General features: G+C 38.4%; 16 protein-coding genes. 15 read left to right on the forward strand and 1 reads right to left on the reverse strand.

The window, feature by feature from the left end; translation table 11 throughout:
* Window positions 1–46 precede the first annotated feature (46 nt).
* The 7 genes from pulA (at window position 47) to K1I61_RS02010 (ending at window position 10,188) form a co-directional block, all read left to right on the forward strand.
* The gene (pulA, locus tag K1I61_RS01980) at window positions 47–2,329 is read left to right on the forward strand and encodes a type I pullulanase (protein WP_223332972.1); all 2,283 of its coding nucleotides are present in this window, start codon (window positions 47–49) and stop codon (window positions 2,327–2,329) included.
* A 407-nt stretch (window positions 2,330–2,736) separates the two neighbouring features.
* Window positions 2,737–4,665 (forward strand): 1,4-alpha-glucan branching protein GlgB, encoded by a 1,929-nt coding sequence (gene glgB, locus K1I61_RS01985; RefSeq protein ID WP_223332974.1) that lies wholly within the window; start codon window positions 2,737–2,739, stop codon window positions 4,663–4,665.
* Window positions 4,655–5,797, forward strand: coding sequence for a glucose-1-phosphate adenylyltransferase (locus K1I61_RS01990; RefSeq protein WP_004253502.1), 1,143 nt, complete (start codon window positions 4,655–4,657; stop codon window positions 5,795–5,797). The genes glgB and K1I61_RS01990 overlap by 11 nt, the downstream gene beginning before the upstream one ends.
* On the forward strand, window positions 5,787–6,926 hold the full coding sequence (gene glgD, locus K1I61_RS01995) for a glucose-1-phosphate adenylyltransferase subunit GlgD (RefSeq protein WP_036757569.1): 1,140 nt from the start codon (window positions 5,787–5,789) through the stop codon (window positions 6,924–6,926). Before K1I61_RS01990 ends, glgD begins: the two co-directional genes overlap by 11 nt.
* Window positions 6,923–8,356 carry a glycogen synthase GlgA gene (glgA, locus tag K1I61_RS02000; protein ID WP_223332976.1) on the forward strand — a complete coding sequence of 478 codons (1,434 nt, stop codon included), beginning with the start codon at window positions 6,923–6,925 and terminating at the stop codon, window positions 8,354–8,356. Before glgD ends, glgA begins: the two co-directional genes overlap by 4 nt.
* A gap of 62 nt (window positions 8,357–8,418) precedes the next feature.
* Window positions 8,419–9,060, forward strand: coding sequence for a phosphoserine phosphatase SerB (serB, locus tag K1I61_RS02005; protein WP_223332979.1), 642 nt, complete (start codon window positions 8,419–8,421; stop codon window positions 9,058–9,060).
* Between the two features lie 18 nt (window positions 9,061–9,078).
* Complete coding sequence (locus K1I61_RS02010) at window positions 9,079–10,188, forward strand: glycerate kinase (protein ID WP_006148601.1); 1,110 nt, start codon at window positions 9,079–9,081, stop codon at window positions 10,186–10,188.
* A gap of 2 nt (window positions 10,189–10,190) precedes the next feature.
* Here the strand turns inward: K1I61_RS02010 and K1I61_RS02015 are convergent, their stop codons facing one another.
* Window positions 10,191–10,634, reverse strand: a complete 444-nt coding sequence (locus K1I61_RS02015; RefSeq protein WP_006148600.1) for a DUF1694 domain-containing protein — start codon at window positions 10,632–10,634, stop codon at window positions 10,191–10,193.
* Window positions 10,635–10,797: 163 nt separating this feature from the next.
* On the opposite strand from K1I61_RS02015, the gene eno reads away from it, so the two are divergent.
* From eno to K1I61_RS02055, 8 genes are all read left to right on the forward strand, one after another.
* Complete coding sequence (gene eno, locus K1I61_RS02020; RefSeq protein WP_006148599.1) at window positions 10,798–12,102, forward strand: surface-displayed alpha-enolase; 1,305 nt, start codon at window positions 10,798–10,800, stop codon at window positions 12,100–12,102.
* A 177-nt stretch (window positions 12,103–12,279) separates the two neighbouring features.
* Window positions 12,280–13,620 carry an exodeoxyribonuclease VII large subunit gene (gene xseA / locus K1I61_RS02025; protein WP_223332981.1) on the forward strand — a complete coding sequence of 447 codons (1,341 nt, stop codon included), beginning with the start codon at window positions 12,280–12,282 and terminating at the stop codon, window positions 13,618–13,620.
* Entirely contained in the window at window positions 13,598–13,810 is a 213-nt protein-coding gene (locus K1I61_RS02030) for an exodeoxyribonuclease VII small subunit (RefSeq protein ID WP_004253516.1), read from the forward strand. The genes xseA and K1I61_RS02030 overlap by 23 nt, the downstream gene beginning before the upstream one ends.
* Entirely contained in the window at window positions 13,807–14,682 is an 876-nt protein-coding gene (locus K1I61_RS02035; protein ID WP_223332983.1) for a polyprenyl synthetase family protein, read from the forward strand. Before K1I61_RS02030 ends, K1I61_RS02035 begins: the two co-directional genes overlap by 4 nt.
* Complete coding sequence (locus K1I61_RS02040; protein WP_223332984.1) at window positions 14,675–15,490, forward strand: TlyA family RNA methyltransferase; 816 nt, start codon at window positions 14,675–14,677, stop codon at window positions 15,488–15,490. Before K1I61_RS02035 ends, K1I61_RS02040 begins: the two co-directional genes overlap by 8 nt.
* On the forward strand, window positions 15,483–15,914 hold the full coding sequence (locus K1I61_RS02045) for an arginine repressor (protein ID WP_223332985.1): 432 nt from the start codon (window positions 15,483–15,485) through the stop codon (window positions 15,912–15,914). Before K1I61_RS02040 ends, K1I61_RS02045 begins: the two co-directional genes overlap by 8 nt.
* Window positions 15,915–15,920: 6 nt before the next feature.
* Window positions 15,921–17,588 (forward strand): DNA repair protein RecN, encoded by a 1,668-nt coding sequence (gene recN / locus K1I61_RS02050; RefSeq protein ID WP_223332986.1) that lies wholly within the window; start codon window positions 15,921–15,923, stop codon window positions 17,586–17,588.
* Complete coding sequence (locus K1I61_RS02055) at window positions 17,589–18,317, forward strand: metallophosphoesterase family protein (RefSeq protein ID WP_036757547.1); 729 nt, start codon at window positions 17,589–17,591, stop codon at window positions 18,315–18,317.
* The last annotated feature ends 21 nt before the right edge of the window (window positions 18,318–18,338 follow it).

Consider the following 18,338-nt stretch of genomic DNA (forward strand, 5'->3'; position numbering starts at 1 on the left):
AAGAAATGTTACTATATAAAATAATAATTAGAAATTAGGGAAAAACATGTACAACTATCCTGTACTTATTCATTATCATCGTAAGGATGAAGCATATCAGAGTTGCAACTTTAGTAAAAGGCCAGCTGATTCAGTAGAATTTGTTAAAGAGCAAGAATACTTTGGAGAGAAGTTTTCATTTACCCAATCAAGTGAAACAACTCTTGAACAAATGGTGTTTACAGTTGAAAAAGATGGAGTAAGCAAAGAATATCCTATCCGATTCAATCATTATCCACTCTTAACAGAAGTTTGGATTTTAGATGGAGATGACACCGTTTATTATTCTGAAAATCCAGCCATTGCAAGTCCACACTATAAAGATCAAAATCCATTTGCTTTTGATAAAGCGATTAACAGTGCTAGTTTTGATCACCACTGGGGTTACCAAGGAGAGTTGGGATGCCAGGTTTCCGAAGAAGAAACAAGCTTTAAACTTTGGTCGCCAACAGCAACAACTGTACAAGTTGTAGTTTATGAATCAGCTTCTAATGATGCGCCTATCCTAAAGTCTTATGAAATGCAACGTGGCAACAGTTATTCATATAGTCACAAGGATAATACAATTGGCGTTTGGAATTTGACAGTTCCTGAAAGTCTTGCTGGTCGTGCCTATCAATATCAGATTAATTTTCCACATCATCAATCATTGACACGTGATCCATATACTATTGCTACCAGTCCAGATGGCAAACGTTCAGCGATTCTTTCAGAAAAAGAACGTCAAGTTGAAGGTTTTGAAGTTAAGAATGGAACGGAAGCTACTTGGCGATTGGAAAATTCTTGTCAAGCGGTTGTTTACGAAATGCACATTCGTGACTTGACCAAGTCTGAAACTTCTGGTGTTGCTCCAGAATTAAGAGGAACATTCTTAGGTGCTGCCCAGACTGGAACAGTCAATCACTTCGGTCAGTCTACTGCATTTGACTACATCAAGGAACTTGGTGTTAACTATGTTCAACTACAGCCGATTGCTGACCGTCATAAAGAGTATGATGCAGATGGAAATGTGACCTACAACTGGGGTTACGATCCACAAAACTACAATGCACCAGAAACCAGCATGTCTACGAATCCAAATGATCCAGGTCAAGTTATCCGCGATTTGAAGACGATGATTCAAGCCTATCATGATGCTGGTATTGGTGTCATCATGGACGTTGTATACAACCATACGTTTTCAACTGTTGATGCTCCATTCCAAACAACCGTTCCAGACTATTATTACCGAATGAATCGCGATGGAAGTTATCAAAATGGTACTGGTGTTGGAAATGAGACTGCTAGTGAGCACGAAATGTTCCGTAAGTACATGATTGATTCACTTCTTTATTGGGTGAATGAGTTTAATATTGATGGTTTCCGCTTTGACTTGATGGGAATCCATGATGTTAAAACTATGCAGATGATTCGTTGGGCTATGGATGAAGTCGATCCTAAAATCATCCTTTATGGAGAAGGGTGGGATATGGGAACTGGTCTTGCTCCTTATGATAAGGCTAAGAAAGACAATGCCTATCAATTACCTAATATTGGCTTCTTCAATGATGATCAACGTAATGCGGTAAAAGGTGCTGAAGTTTATGGTGATATCAAATCAGGCTTCGTAAGTGGTGCTGCCACTGAACCGATTGTTGCCAAAGCTATCCTTGGTAGTCGTGAACTGGGCTCTTATCTAAGTCCTAACCAGGTTGTCAACTATGTAGAAGCCCATGATAACTATAACTTGCATGATTTATTAGCAACACTTCATCCAACAGAAGACCAAGCAAGTATCATGAAAAAGGTAGAAACAGCAACTGCAATGAATCTACTCATGCAAGGCATCTCCTTTATGGAACTTGGTCAAGAGTTTGGACGTACCAAACTGGTTCCTACAGGTGAAAACGGTGAGTTGACTCATGATGATCGCGAACGTGCTATGAACAGTTACAATGCTCCAGACGCTGTTAACCAGGTAGACTGGGACTTAATCAATGAGCGTCAAGAAAGCATAGAATTTATTCGTCAGATTATAGGTCTTAAAACAAAGACTAGTGCCTTTTCATATCCTACATACGAGGAAGTATACCGTCACGTCTTTGTTCACACAGCTATTGAAAATAGTGGCTGGATTGTCTATGAGATTCAGGGAACTAAAGAACATTTCTTGGTTGTATTTAATGCCAAAGGTGCATCTTTCTATTATGAAAATGCTGGAAATCTAGAAATGTTGGTTACAAATAGTCGTTCAAACCAAGAAAACACTCTTGATAATGTGAGCGTTGCAGTTATGAATGTTTTAGTTTAAAAAAATAAAACTCAAGATTAATCTTGAGTTTTTTTCTATATAAATTTGTCCTAATAAAAAATATGGGAATATTACTAAAAATAGTTGAAAATTTCAGAAAATTTGATAAAATTGTACTTAAGATACTTTATCCGAACAAAAAGTTTGATTCATGAAAATAACGTTAAGTTTTTTAAGTATCTGTTTTGCAAAATTAGCATTGAAAAAAATATTGTAAGTGATTTAATGATTCAAAAACTTTTATCAAGGTAGAATATCAATAAATACTGAAAATTTAAGAAATGTCAAGATAATTACTTGAAGATTTTCTAAAAAATATTTATGATAATTCGGAAATTGGTTGAAAGTTTTCTTAAAAGATAGTATAATAGAAATATAGAAAACGCTTACAATATAAAGGGGGATTTATGGATACATTAGAAGCTTTAAGAACTTTTACAACAGGCGAAAATTTCCATCTTCAGCACTATTTGGGCGCACATCGTGAGGAGAAAGACGGGGAATGGGGTTACACATTCCGTGTTTGGGCTCCGAATGCGCAGGCTGTTCATCTAGTCGGTGATTTCACGAATTGGGTTGAAAATCAAATCCCTATGGTTCGAAACGAATCTGGAGTTTGGGAAGTTTTTACAACTTTTGCCCAAGAAGGTCAGATTTATAAATATCATATCACACGGGCTAACGGTCATCAGCTTATGAAGATTGATCCTTTAGCTGTTCGGTATGAAGCACGTCCAGGAACAGGGGCTGTGTTAACAGAAATTCCAGAAAAGAAATGGAAGGATGGACTTTGGTTAGCTCGTAGAAAACGTTTGGGATTCTTCGAAAGACCAGTTAATATTTACGAAGCACACGCTGGTTCGTGGAAACGAAATCCAGATGGAACTCCATATAGTTTTGCTCAATTAAAAGAAGAGTTGATTCCTTACTTAGTTGAAATGAACTACACTCATATAGAGTTTATGCCTTTGATGGCTCACCCGCTAGGTTTGAGTTGGGGCTATCAACTGATGGGATATTTCGGTTTAGAACATTCTTACGGAAGACCAGAAGAGTTTCAAGACTTTGTTGAGGAGTGTCATTTAAATAATATTGGAGTTATTGTTGACTGGGTGCCAGGTCACTTTACAATCAATGATGATGCCTTAGCCTACTTTGATGGAACTCCGACTTTTGAATATCAAGACCATAACAAAGCTCATAACTATGGTTGGGGGGCATTAAACTTCGACTTAGGGAAAAACGAAGTACAGTCTTTCCTAATTTCTAGCATTAAGTTCTGGATTGATTTTTATCATTTAGATGGTATCCGTGTTGATGCCGTAAGTAATATCCTTTATCTTGATTATGATAATGCACCTTGGACACCAAATAAAGACGGTGGAAATCTTAACTACGAAGGCTATTATTTCCTTCAGCGTTTAAATACTGTTATTAAGCTAGCTCACCCTGATGTCATGATGATTGCAGAAGAAAGCTCTTCGGCAACTAAAATATCAGGTCCGAAAGAGATGGGTGGTCTTGGATTTGACTACAAGTGGAACATGGGCTGGATGAATGATATCTTACGTTTCTACGAAGAAGATCCAATTTACCGCAAGTATGATTTTAACCTTGTAACCTTCAGTTTTATGTATGTCTTTAATGAAAATTATCTCCTACCATTTTCACATGATGAGGTTGTACATGGTAAGAAGAGTATGATGCATAAGATGTGGGGGGATCGTTACAATCAATTTGCAGGCCTTAGAAATCTTTATACTTATCAAATTTGTCACCCTGGTAAGAAATTGCTCTTTATGGGTAGCGAATTCGGTCAATTCTTAGAGTGGAAATCAGAAGAGCAATTAGAATGGTCAAACCTTGAAGATCCAATGAATGCCAAGATGAAATACTTCACATCTCAGTTGAATCAACTTTATAAGGACCACCGTTGTCTTTGGGAAATTGATACAAGCTATGATGGAATTGAAATTATCGATGCAGATAATAGAGATCAGAGTGTTCTTTCCTTTATTCGTAAAGGAAAGAAAGGCGAGATGCTAGTCTGTGTCTTTAATATGGCACCAGTCGAACGTCCTGATTTCACAATTGGACTACCAGTTGCAGGTGTGTATGAAGAAATTTGGAATACAGAGTTGGAACAATGGGGAGGTGTTTGGAAAGAACACAATCAAACCGTTCAAACTCAAGAAGGATTATGGAAGGATTATGAGCAGACATTGACCTTTACCTTGCCAGCTTTGGGGGCAAGTATATGGAAAATCAAACGTCGCTTGAAACCCGCTAAAAAAGAATCAAATAAATCTCAAAAAGGAGTAGAAAATGAAGAATGAAATGCTAGCTTTAATCCTTGCCGGTGGGCAAGGAACTCGTCTCGGTAAACTCACTCAAAGCATTGCAAAACCTGCTGTGCAATTTGGTGGGCGCTATCGTATCATTGACTTTGCTCTTTCTAACTGTGCCAACTCTGGTATCCATAATGTTGGGGTTATTACACAGTATCAACCACTAGCTCTCAACAGCCACATTGGTAATGGTTCTAGTTGGGGTCTTGATGTAATTGATTCAGGTGTTTCTATCCTTCAACCTTACTCTGCAAGTGAAGGAAATCGTTGGTTTGAAGGTACAAGTCATGCGATTTACCAAAATATTGACTATATCGATAGCATTAATCCTGAGTATGTTTTGATTCTTTCAGGAGACCATATCTACAAGATGGACTATGATGATATGCTCCAATCACACAAGGATAACAATGCCAGCTTGACAGTAGCTGTCTTGGATGTACCACTAAAAGAAGCTAGTCGTTTCGGTATCATGAATACAGATGCTAATAATCGCATTGTTGAATTCGAAGAAAAACCTGCCCAACCAAAATCAACCAAGGCATCAATGGGGATTTATATCTTTGACTGGAAACGACTTCGCAACATGCTAGTTGCTGCTGAAAAGGCTAACCTAGATATGTCTGATTTCGGAAAGAATGTTATTCCAAATTATCTTGAGACAGGTGAAAGTGTCTATGCTTATGAATTCAATGGATACTGGAAGGATGTTGGTACAATCGAATCTCTTTGGGAAGCAAATATGGAATACATCTCTCCAGAAAATGCTCTAGACAGCCGAAATCGTCAATGGAAAATTTATTCTCGTAACCTTATCGCTCCACCAAACTACCTTGGAGAATTTGCTCAAGTAGAAGACTCTCTAGTAGTAGATGGATGTTACGTGAATGGTACTGTAAAACATTCCATTCTTTCTACAGCTGCTCAAGTTCGTAAGGGAGCAGAAGTTGTTGATTCTGTCATCATGAGTGGAGCAGTTATCGGTAGAGGTGCTAAAATTACACGTGCAATCATCGGTGAAGGTGCAATTATTGCCGATGGTGTTGAAATTGATGGTACAGAAGAAGTACAAGTAGTCGGATATAACGAAGTAGTGGGGGTAGCAACAGATGAAGATTGATAAATATTCAGCGATTTTAGGAAATACCGTTGGTTTCCATGATATGTCAACCTTGACAAGTAACCGTCCAGTGGCAAGTTTGCCATTTGGAGGAAAGTATCGTTTGATTGACTTCCCACTCTCAAGTTTAGCAAATGCTGGTGTTCGAAGTGTCTTTGGAATCTTCCAACAAGATAATATCAGCTCTGTATTTGACCACATTCGTTCAGGACGTGAATGGGGCTTGAATACCCTTCTTAGCCACTACTATCTTGGAATCTACAATACTCGTGTGGAAAGTAGTACTGTTGGTAAAGAGTATTATCAACAACTCTTGACTTATTTAAAACGTTCTGGATCTAACCAAACGGTTTCCTTGAACTGTGACGTTTTGGTAAATATTGATCTTACTCAGGTTTTCCATTTGCATAATACTACAAAATCTCCTATTACGGTTGTTTATAAGAAACTACCTAAAAAGGATATTTCAGAAGTAAATGCTATCCTAGATATTGATGAAACTGACCACGTGCTGTCTCACAAACTCTTCGATAAAAAAGCTGAACAAGAATACTACAACATGTCAACGGATATCTTTGTTGTAGATACTCAATGGTTGATTGAACGTCTGGAAGAAGAAGCTCAGAAAGAACACCCAGAAAAACTACGTTATGTTCTTCGTGACTTAGCAGTAGAATCAGGTGCTTTTGCATACGAGTATACTGGTTATTTAGCTAATATTCATTCTGTAGAAACATATTACCAAGCCAATATTGATATGCTTGATCTGCATAAATTCTACTCTTTATTCTCTCCAAATCAAAAGATTCACACAAAGGTGAAAAACGAAGAACCAACTTATTATGCACCTGGTTGTGAAGTAAATACTTCGCAGTTTGCTTCTGGTAGTATTGTCGAAGGTAAGGTTGTTCGTTCAGTTGTTTCACGTAATGTTCAAATTCATAAAGATAGCTTAGTTAAAGAATCTATTGTTTTCCCTCGTGTTGTCATTGGTGAAGGTGCTCAAGTTGAGTATGCAATTATTGATAAGGGTGCTGAAGTAGCTGATGGAGTTGTTATTCGTGGTACAGCAGAAAATCCTGTTGTCATCAAAAAAGGTGAAAAAGTAACAGAGGACATTCTTTCATGAAAATTTTATTTGTAGCAGCCGAAGGAGCCCCTTTTTCTAAAACAGGTGGCTTGGGAGATGTTATCGGGGCTCTTCCAAAATCATTAGTTAAAGCTGGTCATGAAGTTGCTGTTATCCTGCCATACTATGACATGGTGGAAGCAAAGTTTGGTGATCAAATTGAAGATGTTCTTCAATTTGAAGTATACGTTGGTTGGCGTAGACAATTTTGTGGTATTAAGAAGACTGTTTTAAATGGTGTTACCTTCTATTTTATTGACAACCAGTATTATTTCTTCCGTGGTCATGTGTATGGTGATTTCGATGATGGTGAACGTTTTGCCTTCTTCCAACTTGCAGCCTTAGAAGCTATGGAGCGTATTGGATTTATTCCAGATGTTCTTCATGCTCATGATTATCATACAGCTATGATTCCTTTCTTGTTGAAGGAAAAATACAGATGGATACAGGCCTACCAAAACATCAAGACTGTCTTAACAATCCACAACTTGGAATTCCAAGGTCAATTTTCTGAAGGTATGCTTTGGGATTTGTTCCGAGTTGGATTTGAACGCTATGCGGATGGTACAGTTCGCTGGAATGACTGCCTGAACTGGATGAAGGCTGGTATCCTCTATGCAGATCGTGTATCTACTGTGTCGCCAAGCTATGCTTATGAAATCATGACAACAGAGTTTGGTTGTGGCTTGGATCAGATTTTACGAATGGAGTCTGGTAAGGTTTCTGGTATTGTAAATGGAATCGATACGGATCTTTATAATCCAGAAACGGATCCTTTGTTGGATTATCATTTTAATAAATCAGACCTATCAGGAAAAGCTCATAATAAAGCTAAACTTCAAGAAAAAGTTGGTCTTCCAGTTCGTCCCGATGTTCCAATGATTGGTATTGTGTCGCGTTTGACAAGACAGAAAGGTTTTGATGTCGTCGTTGAAGGTTTGCATCGCATGCTTCAAGAAGATGTTCAAATCGTTCTCTTGGGTACAGGTGATCCTGGTTTTGAACAAGCCTTCTCATGGTTTGGTCAAGTATTCCCAGATAAACTATCTGCCAATATTACCTTTGATGTCAAGCTAGCACAAGAAATTTATGCAGCCTGTGATATTTTTCTCATGCCAAGTCGTTTTGAACCTTGTGGACTTTCTCAAATGATGGCTATGCGTTATGGAACATTACCACTTGTTCATGAGGTAGGCGGGTTGAGAGATACTGTTCAACCATTCAATCCAATTGAAGGAACGGGTACAGGATTTAGTTTTAATAACTTAACCTCATACTGGCTTAACTGGGCTCTTCAAACAGCCTTGGATGTCTATTATAATCATCCAGATGTTTGGAAGAAACTTCAAGTCCAAGCAATGGAATGTGACTTCTCTTGGGATACAGCTTGTCAGTCTTACCTTGATTTGTATCACAGCTTAGCAAATTAAATAAATAAAATCGTATGATGCTTTCATACGATTTTTTGAGATGATGAAAGTATGGGGAATAAATGAATAAAGCTAGAGGACTCTGTGTCCTAGATGTTGATGGAACTCTGATAGAAGAAGAGGTTATTGATTTATTAGGGAAAGAGGCAGGGTGCGAAGAAGAAGTAGTCCTGCTAACAGCTCAAGCTATGAGAGGAGAATTAGACTTCGAGGCAAGTTTAAAAAGACGTGTTTCTCTTCTTAAAGGTCTCTCTATAAATTCTTTTGATAAGATTTATCATGAACTTCACCTTAGTAAAAATGCTGTCAAGTTTATTAAAGTTCTTCAAGAAAATAAGATAGAAGTCAGTTTAGTATCAGGCGGATTTACCACTGTTGTAGAAAGATTAGCAAAAGATTTGGGTATTTCATTATATACTGCTAATCAACTGGAAATCAAAGATGATCATTTAACTGGAAATCTAATTTGCTCTATTATTAGCAGAGAAGTAAAAGAAGCAACCCTCGTGAGATGGGCTGAAGAATTAGAAGTCCCTTTTGATAGAACAATTGCAATCGGTGATGGAGCTAATGACTTAAAAATGCTTAAAAGTGCAGGACTTGGAATAGCCTTTTGTGCCAAGGATATTGTGAAAAAGGAAATAAATCTTCAGATAGATGAGAGAGATTTTGGGAAAGTTTTGGAAATGATAGACTTCCTTTAGATAGAAAGAGGAATCAAAATGAAAGTTGTTATCGCGCCGGACTCTTTCAAAGAGAGTCTTCCTGCAAACGAAGTAGCAGAAGCTATAAAAAGAGGATTTAAAAGGGTGATACCAGATGCTGAATGTCTACTTTTACCTGTTGGTGATGGAGGTGAAGGAACAGTAGACGCCATTAAAAGTTCTCTAGGTTTGGAAGAAAAAACAGTCCAGGTAACTGGACCTTTTGGTGATGAGGTTTTGATGTCTTACTTTCAAAAAAGAGAATTAGCTCTATTTGAAGTTGCAAATTTAGTAGGTCTTGCTAAAATCCCTTTTGAAAAACGACATCCTCTAGAGATTCAAACAAAGGGAATTGGTCAACTTATTCTCCATTTGATAGAACAAGGAATCAAAGATATCTACGTTGGTGTCGGTGGTACGGCTAGTAACGATGGTGGAATTGGCATTGCTGCAGGACTCGGATATCAATTTTATGATGAAAATGGAATTGAACTGGAGGCTTGTGGCCAGTCCTTGTTTGAAATTAGTCATATTTCGAAAGATAAAGCCTCATCTGTTCCTGCAGATGTTCGTATCAAAATTTTAGCGGATGTGTCCAATCCTCTCTGTGGACCTCATGGAGCCACCTATACATTTGGAAAACAAAAAGGATTAAACCCTGCTAAATTCCAAGACGTTGATATTGCTATTGAAAACTTTTATGGTAAAGTCGCACCTGAAATATCAAAATTAGAGGGTGCAGGAGCAGGCGGTGGTATTGCAGCTGGCTTGTGTGCCTTCGCTGGAGCAGAGATTGTATCTGGTATCAAAACTTGTTTGGATTTAGTGAAATTTGATGAACAGGTCGCAGATGCGGATCTCGTTATCGTTGGTGAAGGTAGACTGGACTCGCAAAGTCTAGCTGGAAAGGCGCCAATTGGAGTAGCAAAAAGAACACCAAGGGGTGTTCCAGTTATTGCTATTTGTGGTAGTTTATCAGAGGATTTACCACCCTTACCATTTGAGAATATAGTCGCAGCTTTTTCCATACTTGAAAAAAGCGAACCGTTAGCAGACAGTCTAAAAAAAGCAGCTGTCTATTTAGAAAATACAGCTGCAAGTATCGCACGAATCATGTCTTTGAGATAGAGTTAACCAAACCATTTTTTCCAGAGAGAAGTAGGAGCTTTCGTCTCTTTCTCTTGCCACAAGTCTGAAAAGGCCTTTCTGAGGTCTTTTTCACTTGTTTGAACCGGAACATCGCTATGGATAACCAGTCCGAAAGGAGAAGAGTTATGATCTTCAGAAACGATAGTTGCTTGGCAATCAGAATCTTTGGCATTTTTTAAATAATAAACTTGTTTTTCAAACTCAACTTGAGGAGAGATTTTGACAAACAGAGGTTCAGTTTCTTTTTTAAAAGTCTCTAAAATTGTTAAAAATGCCTTTTGAAATTTGTCATCATTCGCAGTAGCGAGTTCGGCGTAGCCAAGAACACGTTCTTCAAAGGTACCAAGAAAGCGTCTTTGTTCGTCTGGATTTAATTTAAGCCCGCCATGAGCTTTTTCTAATATTTGTTTTGATATATCAGTCATAAATATAGTATATCATAAAAGTCTATAGATAAGGCGGAAAAGAAAGCGATTACTTAAGAAACTTAAGGAAAATTTGCACAAAGATAACGTTTTTTCTTGAAAAAGGTATCTTTTTGATGTATCATAGAGGTGTAAAATAATTTAACTCAAAGGAGAGTAAAAAATGTCAATTATTACTGATGTTTACGCTCGCGAAGTCCTAGACTCACGCGGTAACCCAACACTTGAAGTAGAAGTTTATACTGAATCAGGTGCTTTCGGACGTGGTATGGTTCCATCAGGAGCTTCTACTGGTGAACACGAAGCAGTTGAACTTCGCGACGGTGACAAATCTCGTTACGGTGGTCTTGGTACACAAAAAGCTGTTGACAACGTAAACAACATCATTGCTGAAGCAATTATCGGCTACGATGTACGTGACCAACAAGCTATCGACCGTGCTATGATCGCTCTTGACGGTACTCCTAATAAAGGTAAATTGGGTGCAAACGCAATCCTTGGTGTGTCTATCGCTGTAGCTCGCGCTGCTGCTGACTACCTTGAAATCCCACTTTACAGCTACCTTGGTGGATTCAACACTAAAGTTCTTCCAACTCCAATGATGAACATCATCAATGGTGGATCTCACTCAGATGCTCCAATCGCTTTCCAAGAGTTTATGATCTTGCCAGTTGGTGCTCCAACATTTAAAGAAGCTCTTCGTTACGGTGCTGAAATTTTCCACGCTCTTAAGAAAATCCTTAAATCACGTGGTTTGGAAACTGCCGTAGGTGACGAAGGTGGATTCGCTCCTCGTTTCGAAGGAACTGAAGATGGTGTTGAAACTATCCTTGCTGCCATTGAAGCTGCTGGATACGTTCCAGGTAAAGACGTATTTATCGGATTTGACTGTGCTTCATCAGAATTCTACGATAAAGAACGTAAAGTATACGACTACACTAAATTTGAAGGTGAAGGAGCTGCTGTTCGTACTTCTGAAGAGCAAATCGACTACCTTGAAGAATTGGTTAACAAATACCCAATCATCACTATCGAAGATGGTATGGATGAAAACGACTGGGATGGTTGGAAAGCTCTTACTGAACGTCTTGGTAAGAAAGTTCAATTGGTTGGTGACGACTTCTTCGTAACAAACACTGACTACCTTGCACGTGGTATCCAAGAAGGTGCTGCTAACTCAATCCTTATCAAAGTTAACCAAATCGGTACTCTTACTGAAACTTTTGAAGCTATCGAAATGGCTAAAGAAGCTGGTTACACTGCCGTTGTATCACACCGTTCAGGTGAAACTGAAGATTCAACAATCGCTGACATCGCAGTTGCAACAAACGCAGGACAAATCAAGACTGGTTCACTTTCACGTACTGACCGTATCGCTAAATACAACCAATTGCTTCGCATCGAAGATCAACTTGGTGAAGTAGCTGAATACCGTGGATTGAAATCATTCTACAACTTGAAAAAATAAAATAGTTCAGTGAACTAATGAAAGCCCTTGGATTTTTCCGAGGGCTTTTGTATATTATTAGACAAGCTCAAAGAAATCCAGTCTTGTTTTCGTATTCTAGAGGTGAAAAGAGAGATTTTTAAACGTTTTTTTGGTATAATAATACCCAGGAAAAACTAGAGAAAGAAGGAGGTTGAGATGGAAAAGTATTTGTCGGTAACAACTTTGACTAAGTATCTGAAAATGAAATTCGATAAAGACCCATACTTGGAGAGGGTCTATTTAACTGGTCAGGTTTCTAACTTCCGGAAGCGTCCAACTCATCAATATTTTTCTCTAAAAGATGATCGAGCAGTAATCCAAGCGACTATTTGGTCAGGTATTTATCAGAAACTAGGTTTTGATTTGGAAGAAGGGATGAAGATCAATGTTATCGGTCGTGTCCAAGTCTATGAACCAAGTGGGAGCTACTCTATCATCATTGAAAAGGCAGAGCCTGATGGTGTAGGGGCTCTTGCAATTCAGTTCGAACAATTAAAAAAGAAATTATCAGAAGAAGGCCTTTTTCAAGAACGCTTTAAACAAGCAATCCCTCAGTTTGCAAAACGCATCGGGGTTGTGACTAGTCGTAGTGGTGCTGTTTTACAGGATATTATTACTACCGTTAGTAGACGTTTCCCAGGGGTTGAGATTGTTTTATATCCTACCAAGGTTCAAGGTGAAGGGGCAGCAGAGGAGATTGCCCGTAACATTGCTAGAGCTAATGAACGAGAAGACTTGGATGTTCTTATCATTGGTCGTGGTGGTGGATCAATTGAGGATCTTTGGGCTTTTAACGAAGAGATTGTAGTGCGTTCTATCTTTGAATCGCGTCTTCCTATTATTTCAAGTGTGGGCCACGAAACAGATGTAACCTTGGCTGATTTTGTTGCTGACAAGAGAGCAGCAACACCAACTGCTGCAGCAGAGTTAGCTACACCTGTGACCAAGTTAGATCTACTGACCTACCTTAAAAATCAAGAAAAACGAATGGCTACTGCTGTACAAAATACTTTATCAAAGAAAAAAGAAGCCTTGAGAGGGCTTAGTCAATCAGTCATCTTCAGGCAACCAGAGCGTTTATATGATGGATATCTGCAACGCTTGGATCAGTTAGTACTTCGACTGAAGCAGGGATTGAATGGTGAGTTAGTTAGAAATCAACAGAAGGTTCAAGCTCAAATTCACCGTTTGGAGCAATTATCGCCAAATGTCAAGATTCAGCGCTACCAAGATCGTATTCAACAGTTACAAAAATTAATGCGTAGCCAGATGGCTGTGATCTATGATGCTAAGGTTGCTGAAGTAAAACGCTTGTCAGAAGCTTTACTCATGTTAGATACGAGTCGTATCGTAGCAAGGGGTTATGCGATTGTTAAAAAAGAGGATACCGTGGTATCTTCTGCAAATGATTTGAAAAAAAATGACCAGGTGATGCTGATGATGCGAGATGGTCAGGTAGAATTAGAGGTTAAAGATGTCAAAACAGAAGAAATTTGAAGATAATTTAGCAGAGCTTGAGACTATTGTTCAGAGTTTAGAAAATGGTGAAATTGCTTTAGAAGATGCTATTACTGCATTTCAAAAAGGAATGGTTCTTTCAAAAGAATTGCAAGCAACACTTGATAAAGCAGAAAAGACCTTGGTTAAAGTTATGCAAGAAGATGGAACAGAAAGCGAACTTCTATGAACAAGCAAGAAAAATTAGCTTTGGTTGAGTCAGCTCTTGAGGAGTTTTATGGAGACCAGCAATTAGCTGCTAATCTCAGAGAAGCTGTTCTCTATTCTATTCATGCAGGTGGTAAACGAATTCGTCCTTATCTGCTTTTAGAAGTTTTGGAGTCTTTGCAGGTGCCAATCACTATAGCTCATGCCCAGGTTGCAGCAGCGCTTGAGATGATTCACACAGGAAGCTTAATTCATGATGATCTTCCTGCTATGGATGATGATGATTTTCGTCGTGGGCGTTTAACCAACCATAAGAAGTTTGGAGAAGCACTAGCAATTTTAGCAGGAGATGCCCTCTTTTTAGATCCTTATGCTTTGATAGCACAAGCAGACTTGCCAAACGAAATTAAGGTAGATTTAATAGCTTCTTTGTCACTTTCTTCTGGAAGTATGGGGATGGTCGCTGGCCAAGTTTTGGATATGGAAGGTGAAGGTAAACATTTAAACCTAGAAGAACTTCAGACCATCCATGCTAATAAAACGGGTAAACTCTTAGCCTTCCCTTTTCAAGCGGCAGGAGTTATTGCAGGATTGGATAAAAATCTTCAAAAACAGTTGAAAACAGTTGGAGAGCTGATTGGGCTTGCTTTTCAAGTGAGAGATGATATCCTTGATGTTACTGCTAGTTTTGAGGAAATTGGTAAAACACCACAAAAAGATTTGCAAGCTGAGAAATCAACCTATCCTGCTTTGTTAGGTTTGGATGAGGCAAAAGTTTTTTGTAACCGAACTTTGGATCAGGCTAATGAAAAGTTAGACGTGATTAGCCAATTAGTTGACTTTGATAAAGAACCAATTGTAAAAATAGTAGAAAGTTTGAGAATCAATGCCTAAGGAAAGAGTAGATGTACTTGCCTACAAACAAGGTTTATTTGAAACAAGAGAACAAGCTAAGCGGGGCGTAATGGCTGGATTAGTGATTGCAGTCCTAAATGGTGAGCGTTTCGATAAACCAGGAGAAAAAATTCCTGATGATACTGAATTAAAACTCAAGGGTGAGAAACTCAAGTATGTTAGTCGAGGGGGCTTGAAACTTGAGAAAGCTTTAGAAAAATTTGATATATCGGTTGAAGGCAAAACGACCATTGATATTGGTGCTTCAACAGGAGGTTTTACGGATGTCATGCTTCAAAATGGTGCAAAACTGGTTTATGCCGTTGATGTTGGGACCAATCAGCTAGCCTGGAAATTACGCCAAGATTCACGTGTTATCAGCATGGAGCAATTTAACTTTCGTTATGCTGAAAAAAATGACTTTGAAGAAGAGCCAAGTTTTGCAAGTATCGATGTGAGTTTTATTTCTTTGAGTCTCATTTTACCGGCTCTACATAGAATATTGGTCAACCAAGGGGAAGTTGTTGCACTCATAAAACCACAGTTTGAAGCAGGCCGAGAACAGATTGGTAAAAATGGAATTATCAGAGATGCCAAAGTTCACCAAAATGTTTTAGAATCAGTTACTAAAATGGCAGTTGATGAAGGATTCTCAGTTTTAGGATTGGATTTCTCTCCTATTCAAGGTGGACATGGGAATATTGAGTTTCTTGCTTATTTACGTAAAGAAGAACATGCAAGCAACCAAGTAGTTTCTGAAATAGAAAAAGTAGTAGAAAAAGCACATAGAGAGTTTAAAGATGAATAAAAAAGAAAGACTTGAAAAGATTAGAAGATTTGTGACTGACTATCAAATCGGCACACAAGAAGAAATCGTTGAACACTTGAGAGAAGCAGGGATTTCTGCTACTCAAGCAACTGTTTCACGTGATATCAAAGAACTAGGGATTATAAAAATTCCTTTGAAAGACAATACATATGTCTATGAATTACCAAAGTCAGTAGTTAAAAGTTTACAGTTAGCTGAGAACAATATCGAAAGTTTTGAAAGAATGGGAAATCTCATCAACTTAGATGTCATTCCTGGGAATACAATTTTTGTAAAAAGTCAATTGACTCAAACATTTTCGGATATAATTTTTAGCTGTTTAGCAGATGATAACTCAATTTTAATTGTGGCGCGAACTGAAGAAGCAGCTATAGAGATTGTTGAGCAAGTTAAAAAGTGGTAGGACCTTATGTTACTTGAAATTTCAATTAAAAACTTTGCCATCATTGAGGCTATTTCACTTAATTTTGAGAAGGGAATGACAGTTCTGACTGGGGAAACCGGTGCTGGGAAGTCTATCATCATCGATGCCATGAATATGATGCTGGGAGCAAGAGCTACAACGGACGTCATTCGTCATGGTGCTCCTAAGGCTGAAATCGAAGGTCTTTTCTCGGTTGAAAATAGTCATGCTTTGCAAATGATTTTTGATGAGCAAGGAATAGAGTTAGGTGATGAAATCATCATCCGTCGTGAGATTTTACAAAACGGGCGTAGTGTTAGTCGTGTCAATGGACAGATGGTTAATCTATCTGTTCTTCGCTCAATTGGACAGTATCTGGTTGATATCCATGGCCAACATGATCAAGAAGAGTTAATGCGTCCCCAATTGCATATTCAGATGCTTGATGGTTTTGGTGATGCAGATTTTCTGGAACTGAAGCAAGCCTATCAGACAAACTTTGATGCTTATCGTAAAATGCGCAAGCAACTTCTTGAGATTAAGAAAAATCAAGAAGAGCACAAGGCTCGTATTGAAATGTTGGAATTTCAGATGGCTGAAATTGAATCTGCGTCCTTACAGCCAGGTGAAGACCTCAAACTAAACCAAGAACGAGATAAACTTCTAAATCATAAAAATATTGCTGATACGTTGACTAACGCTTATACAATGTTAGATAATGAAGAATTTTCAAGTCTAGCTAATGTGCGTTCAGCTATGAATGATATGGAAAGTTTAGAAGACTATGATGCAGAGTACCGTGAAATATCGTCCTCTCTATCTGAATCCTACTATGTTTTAGAGGATGTCACTAAGCGTTTAGAAGATATTATCGAAGATTTAGATTTCGACGGTAATCGCTTGATGCAGATTGAAATCCGTTTAGATCTCCTTCACGCCATTACACGTAAGTATGGTGGGAATGTTGACGATGTCTTGATGTACTTTGCTAAAATCACAGAAGAATACAACCTTCTGACTGGCAATAATTTATCTTCAGATGATATGGAAGCAGAACTCAAAAAATTGGAAGTAAGTCTAGTTGACTTAGCAACTAAGCTTGCATCTGCTCGACATAACTTAGCTCAACAATTAGAAATTGAGATTCAGCAAGAACTCAGAGACCTTTATATGGATAAGGCTCGATTTCAGGTTCAATTTACTAAAGGTAAGTTTACTCGTGAAGGAAATGAAAGTGTTGAATTTTACATCTCCACCAACCCTGGAGAAGACTTTAAACCATTGGTTAAAGTAGCTTCTGGAGGAGAGTTGTCTCGCCTCATGTTGGCGATTAAGTCTGCTTTTTCTCGTAAGGAAGGTAAGACCAGTATTGTATTCGATGAAGTGGACACAGGAGTTTCAGGTCGTGTAGCTCAAGCAATCGCTCAAAAGATTCATAAAATTGGTCAGAATGGTCAAGTATTGGCTATATCTCATCTTCCTCAAGTCATTGCAATCGCAGATTATCAGTTCTTTATTGAAAAGATTAGCAATGAGCATTCAACCGTTTCAACCGTTCGCTTGTTGACAGTTGAAGAAAGAGTAGAAGAAGTTGCCAAGATGTTGGCAGGGGAGAATGTAACTGAAGCAGCACTTAGTCAAGCGAGAGAATTGTTACAAAGTAAGGAGAAATAAATGACAGACTATTATGTTATTGGAGATGTCCATGGGAAAGCAGGAATGCTTGAAGACCTTCTAAAAACATGGGATGGTAAGACTCAATTACTCTTTCTTGGAGATTTGATTGATAGAGGAGAAGATAGTCGTCGTGTCCTTGAAATGGTCAAAGACTTGGTAGAAAATCAAGGAGCGATTTGCATTTCAGGAAATCACGAGTACATGTTTTTGACTTGGTTGGATAATCCTGAAGAAAGCTATGACCACTATCGTCGTAATGGTGGGGATACAACTATTAATTCTATTTTGGGGCGTCCACTGGATGCACCAGTAGATGGAGTAGCAGATGCTAAGCGTGTAGAAAATGAAGCAGCAGACTTGGTTGCTTTTATCCGACAAATGCCTTTCGTGATTGAAACAGATAAGTATATCTTTGTTCATGCAGGAATTGATTTAACTTTGGATGATTGGCATGAAACTACAGATTACAAGAAAGTCTGGCTCAGAAAACCATTCCACGAAGCAGTTAATCATACAGGGAAAACAATTGTCTTTGGGCATACACCAGTCTATGGACTTTTGGAACAAAAACCAGGAACTGCAGAACTTTGGATAACAGAAGATGGAAAAATCGGAATGGATGGAGGAGCTGTCTATGGTGGTGTCCTTCATGGAATTGTCTTTACTGACCAAGGTATGACAGACCACTATTTCATCGAAAATGACGGCTTTATTGCTGAAGATTAATACTCTCTACAGGGTATTATG

Source organism: Streptococcus infantis, from assembly GCF_019929665.1.
GTDB classification, from domain to species: Bacteria; Bacillota; Bacilli; order Lactobacillales; family Streptococcaceae; genus Streptococcus; species Streptococcus infantis_H.

What these genes read in the sequence shown, in the direction of transcription:
- pulA (WP_223332972.1), top strand. Translation starts at nt 47, where the DNA reads ATGTACAACTATCCTGTACTTATTCATTATCATCGTAAGGATGAAGCA.
- glgB (WP_223332974.1), top strand. Translation starts at nt 2,737, where the DNA reads ATGGATACATTAGAAGCTTTAAGAACTTTTACAACAGGCGAAAATTTC.
- K1I61_RS01990 (WP_004253502.1), top strand. Translation starts at nt 4,655, where the DNA reads ATGAAGAATGAAATGCTAGCTTTAATCCTTGCCGGTGGGCAAGGAACT.
- glgD (WP_036757569.1), top strand. Translation starts at nt 5,787, where the DNA reads ATGAAGATTGATAAATATTCAGCGATTTTAGGAAATACCGTTGGTTTC.
- glgA (WP_223332976.1), top strand. Translation starts at nt 6,923, where the DNA reads ATGAAAATTTTATTTGTAGCAGCCGAAGGAGCCCCTTTTTCTAAAACA.
- serB (WP_223332979.1), top strand. Translation starts at nt 8,419, where the DNA reads ATGAATAAAGCTAGAGGACTCTGTGTCCTAGATGTTGATGGAACTCTG.
- K1I61_RS02010 (WP_006148601.1), top strand. Translation starts at nt 9,079, where the DNA reads ATGAAAGTTGTTATCGCGCCGGACTCTTTCAAAGAGAGTCTTCCTGCA.
- K1I61_RS02015 (WP_006148600.1), bottom strand. Translation starts at nt 10,634, where the DNA reads ATGACTGATATATCAAAACAAATATTAGAAAAAGCTCATGGCGGGCTT.
- eno (WP_006148599.1), top strand. Translation starts at nt 10,798, where the DNA reads ATGTCAATTATTACTGATGTTTACGCTCGCGAAGTCCTAGACTCACGC.
- xseA (WP_223332981.1), top strand. Translation starts at nt 12,280, where the DNA reads ATGGAAAAGTATTTGTCGGTAACAACTTTGACTAAGTATCTGAAAATG.
- K1I61_RS02030 (WP_004253516.1), top strand. Translation starts at nt 13,598, where the DNA reads ATGTCAAAACAGAAGAAATTTGAAGATAATTTAGCAGAGCTTGAGACT.
- K1I61_RS02035 (WP_223332983.1), top strand. Translation starts at nt 13,807, where the DNA reads ATGAACAAGCAAGAAAAATTAGCTTTGGTTGAGTCAGCTCTTGAGGAG.
- K1I61_RS02040 (WP_223332984.1), top strand. Translation starts at nt 14,675, where the DNA reads ATGCCTAAGGAAAGAGTAGATGTACTTGCCTACAAACAAGGTTTATTT.
- K1I61_RS02045 (WP_223332985.1), top strand. Translation starts at nt 15,483, where the DNA reads ATGAATAAAAAAGAAAGACTTGAAAAGATTAGAAGATTTGTGACTGAC.
- recN (WP_223332986.1), top strand. Translation starts at nt 15,921, where the DNA reads ATGTTACTTGAAATTTCAATTAAAAACTTTGCCATCATTGAGGCTATT.
- K1I61_RS02055 (WP_036757547.1), top strand. Translation starts at nt 17,589, where the DNA reads ATGACAGACTATTATGTTATTGGAGATGTCCATGGGAAAGCAGGAATG.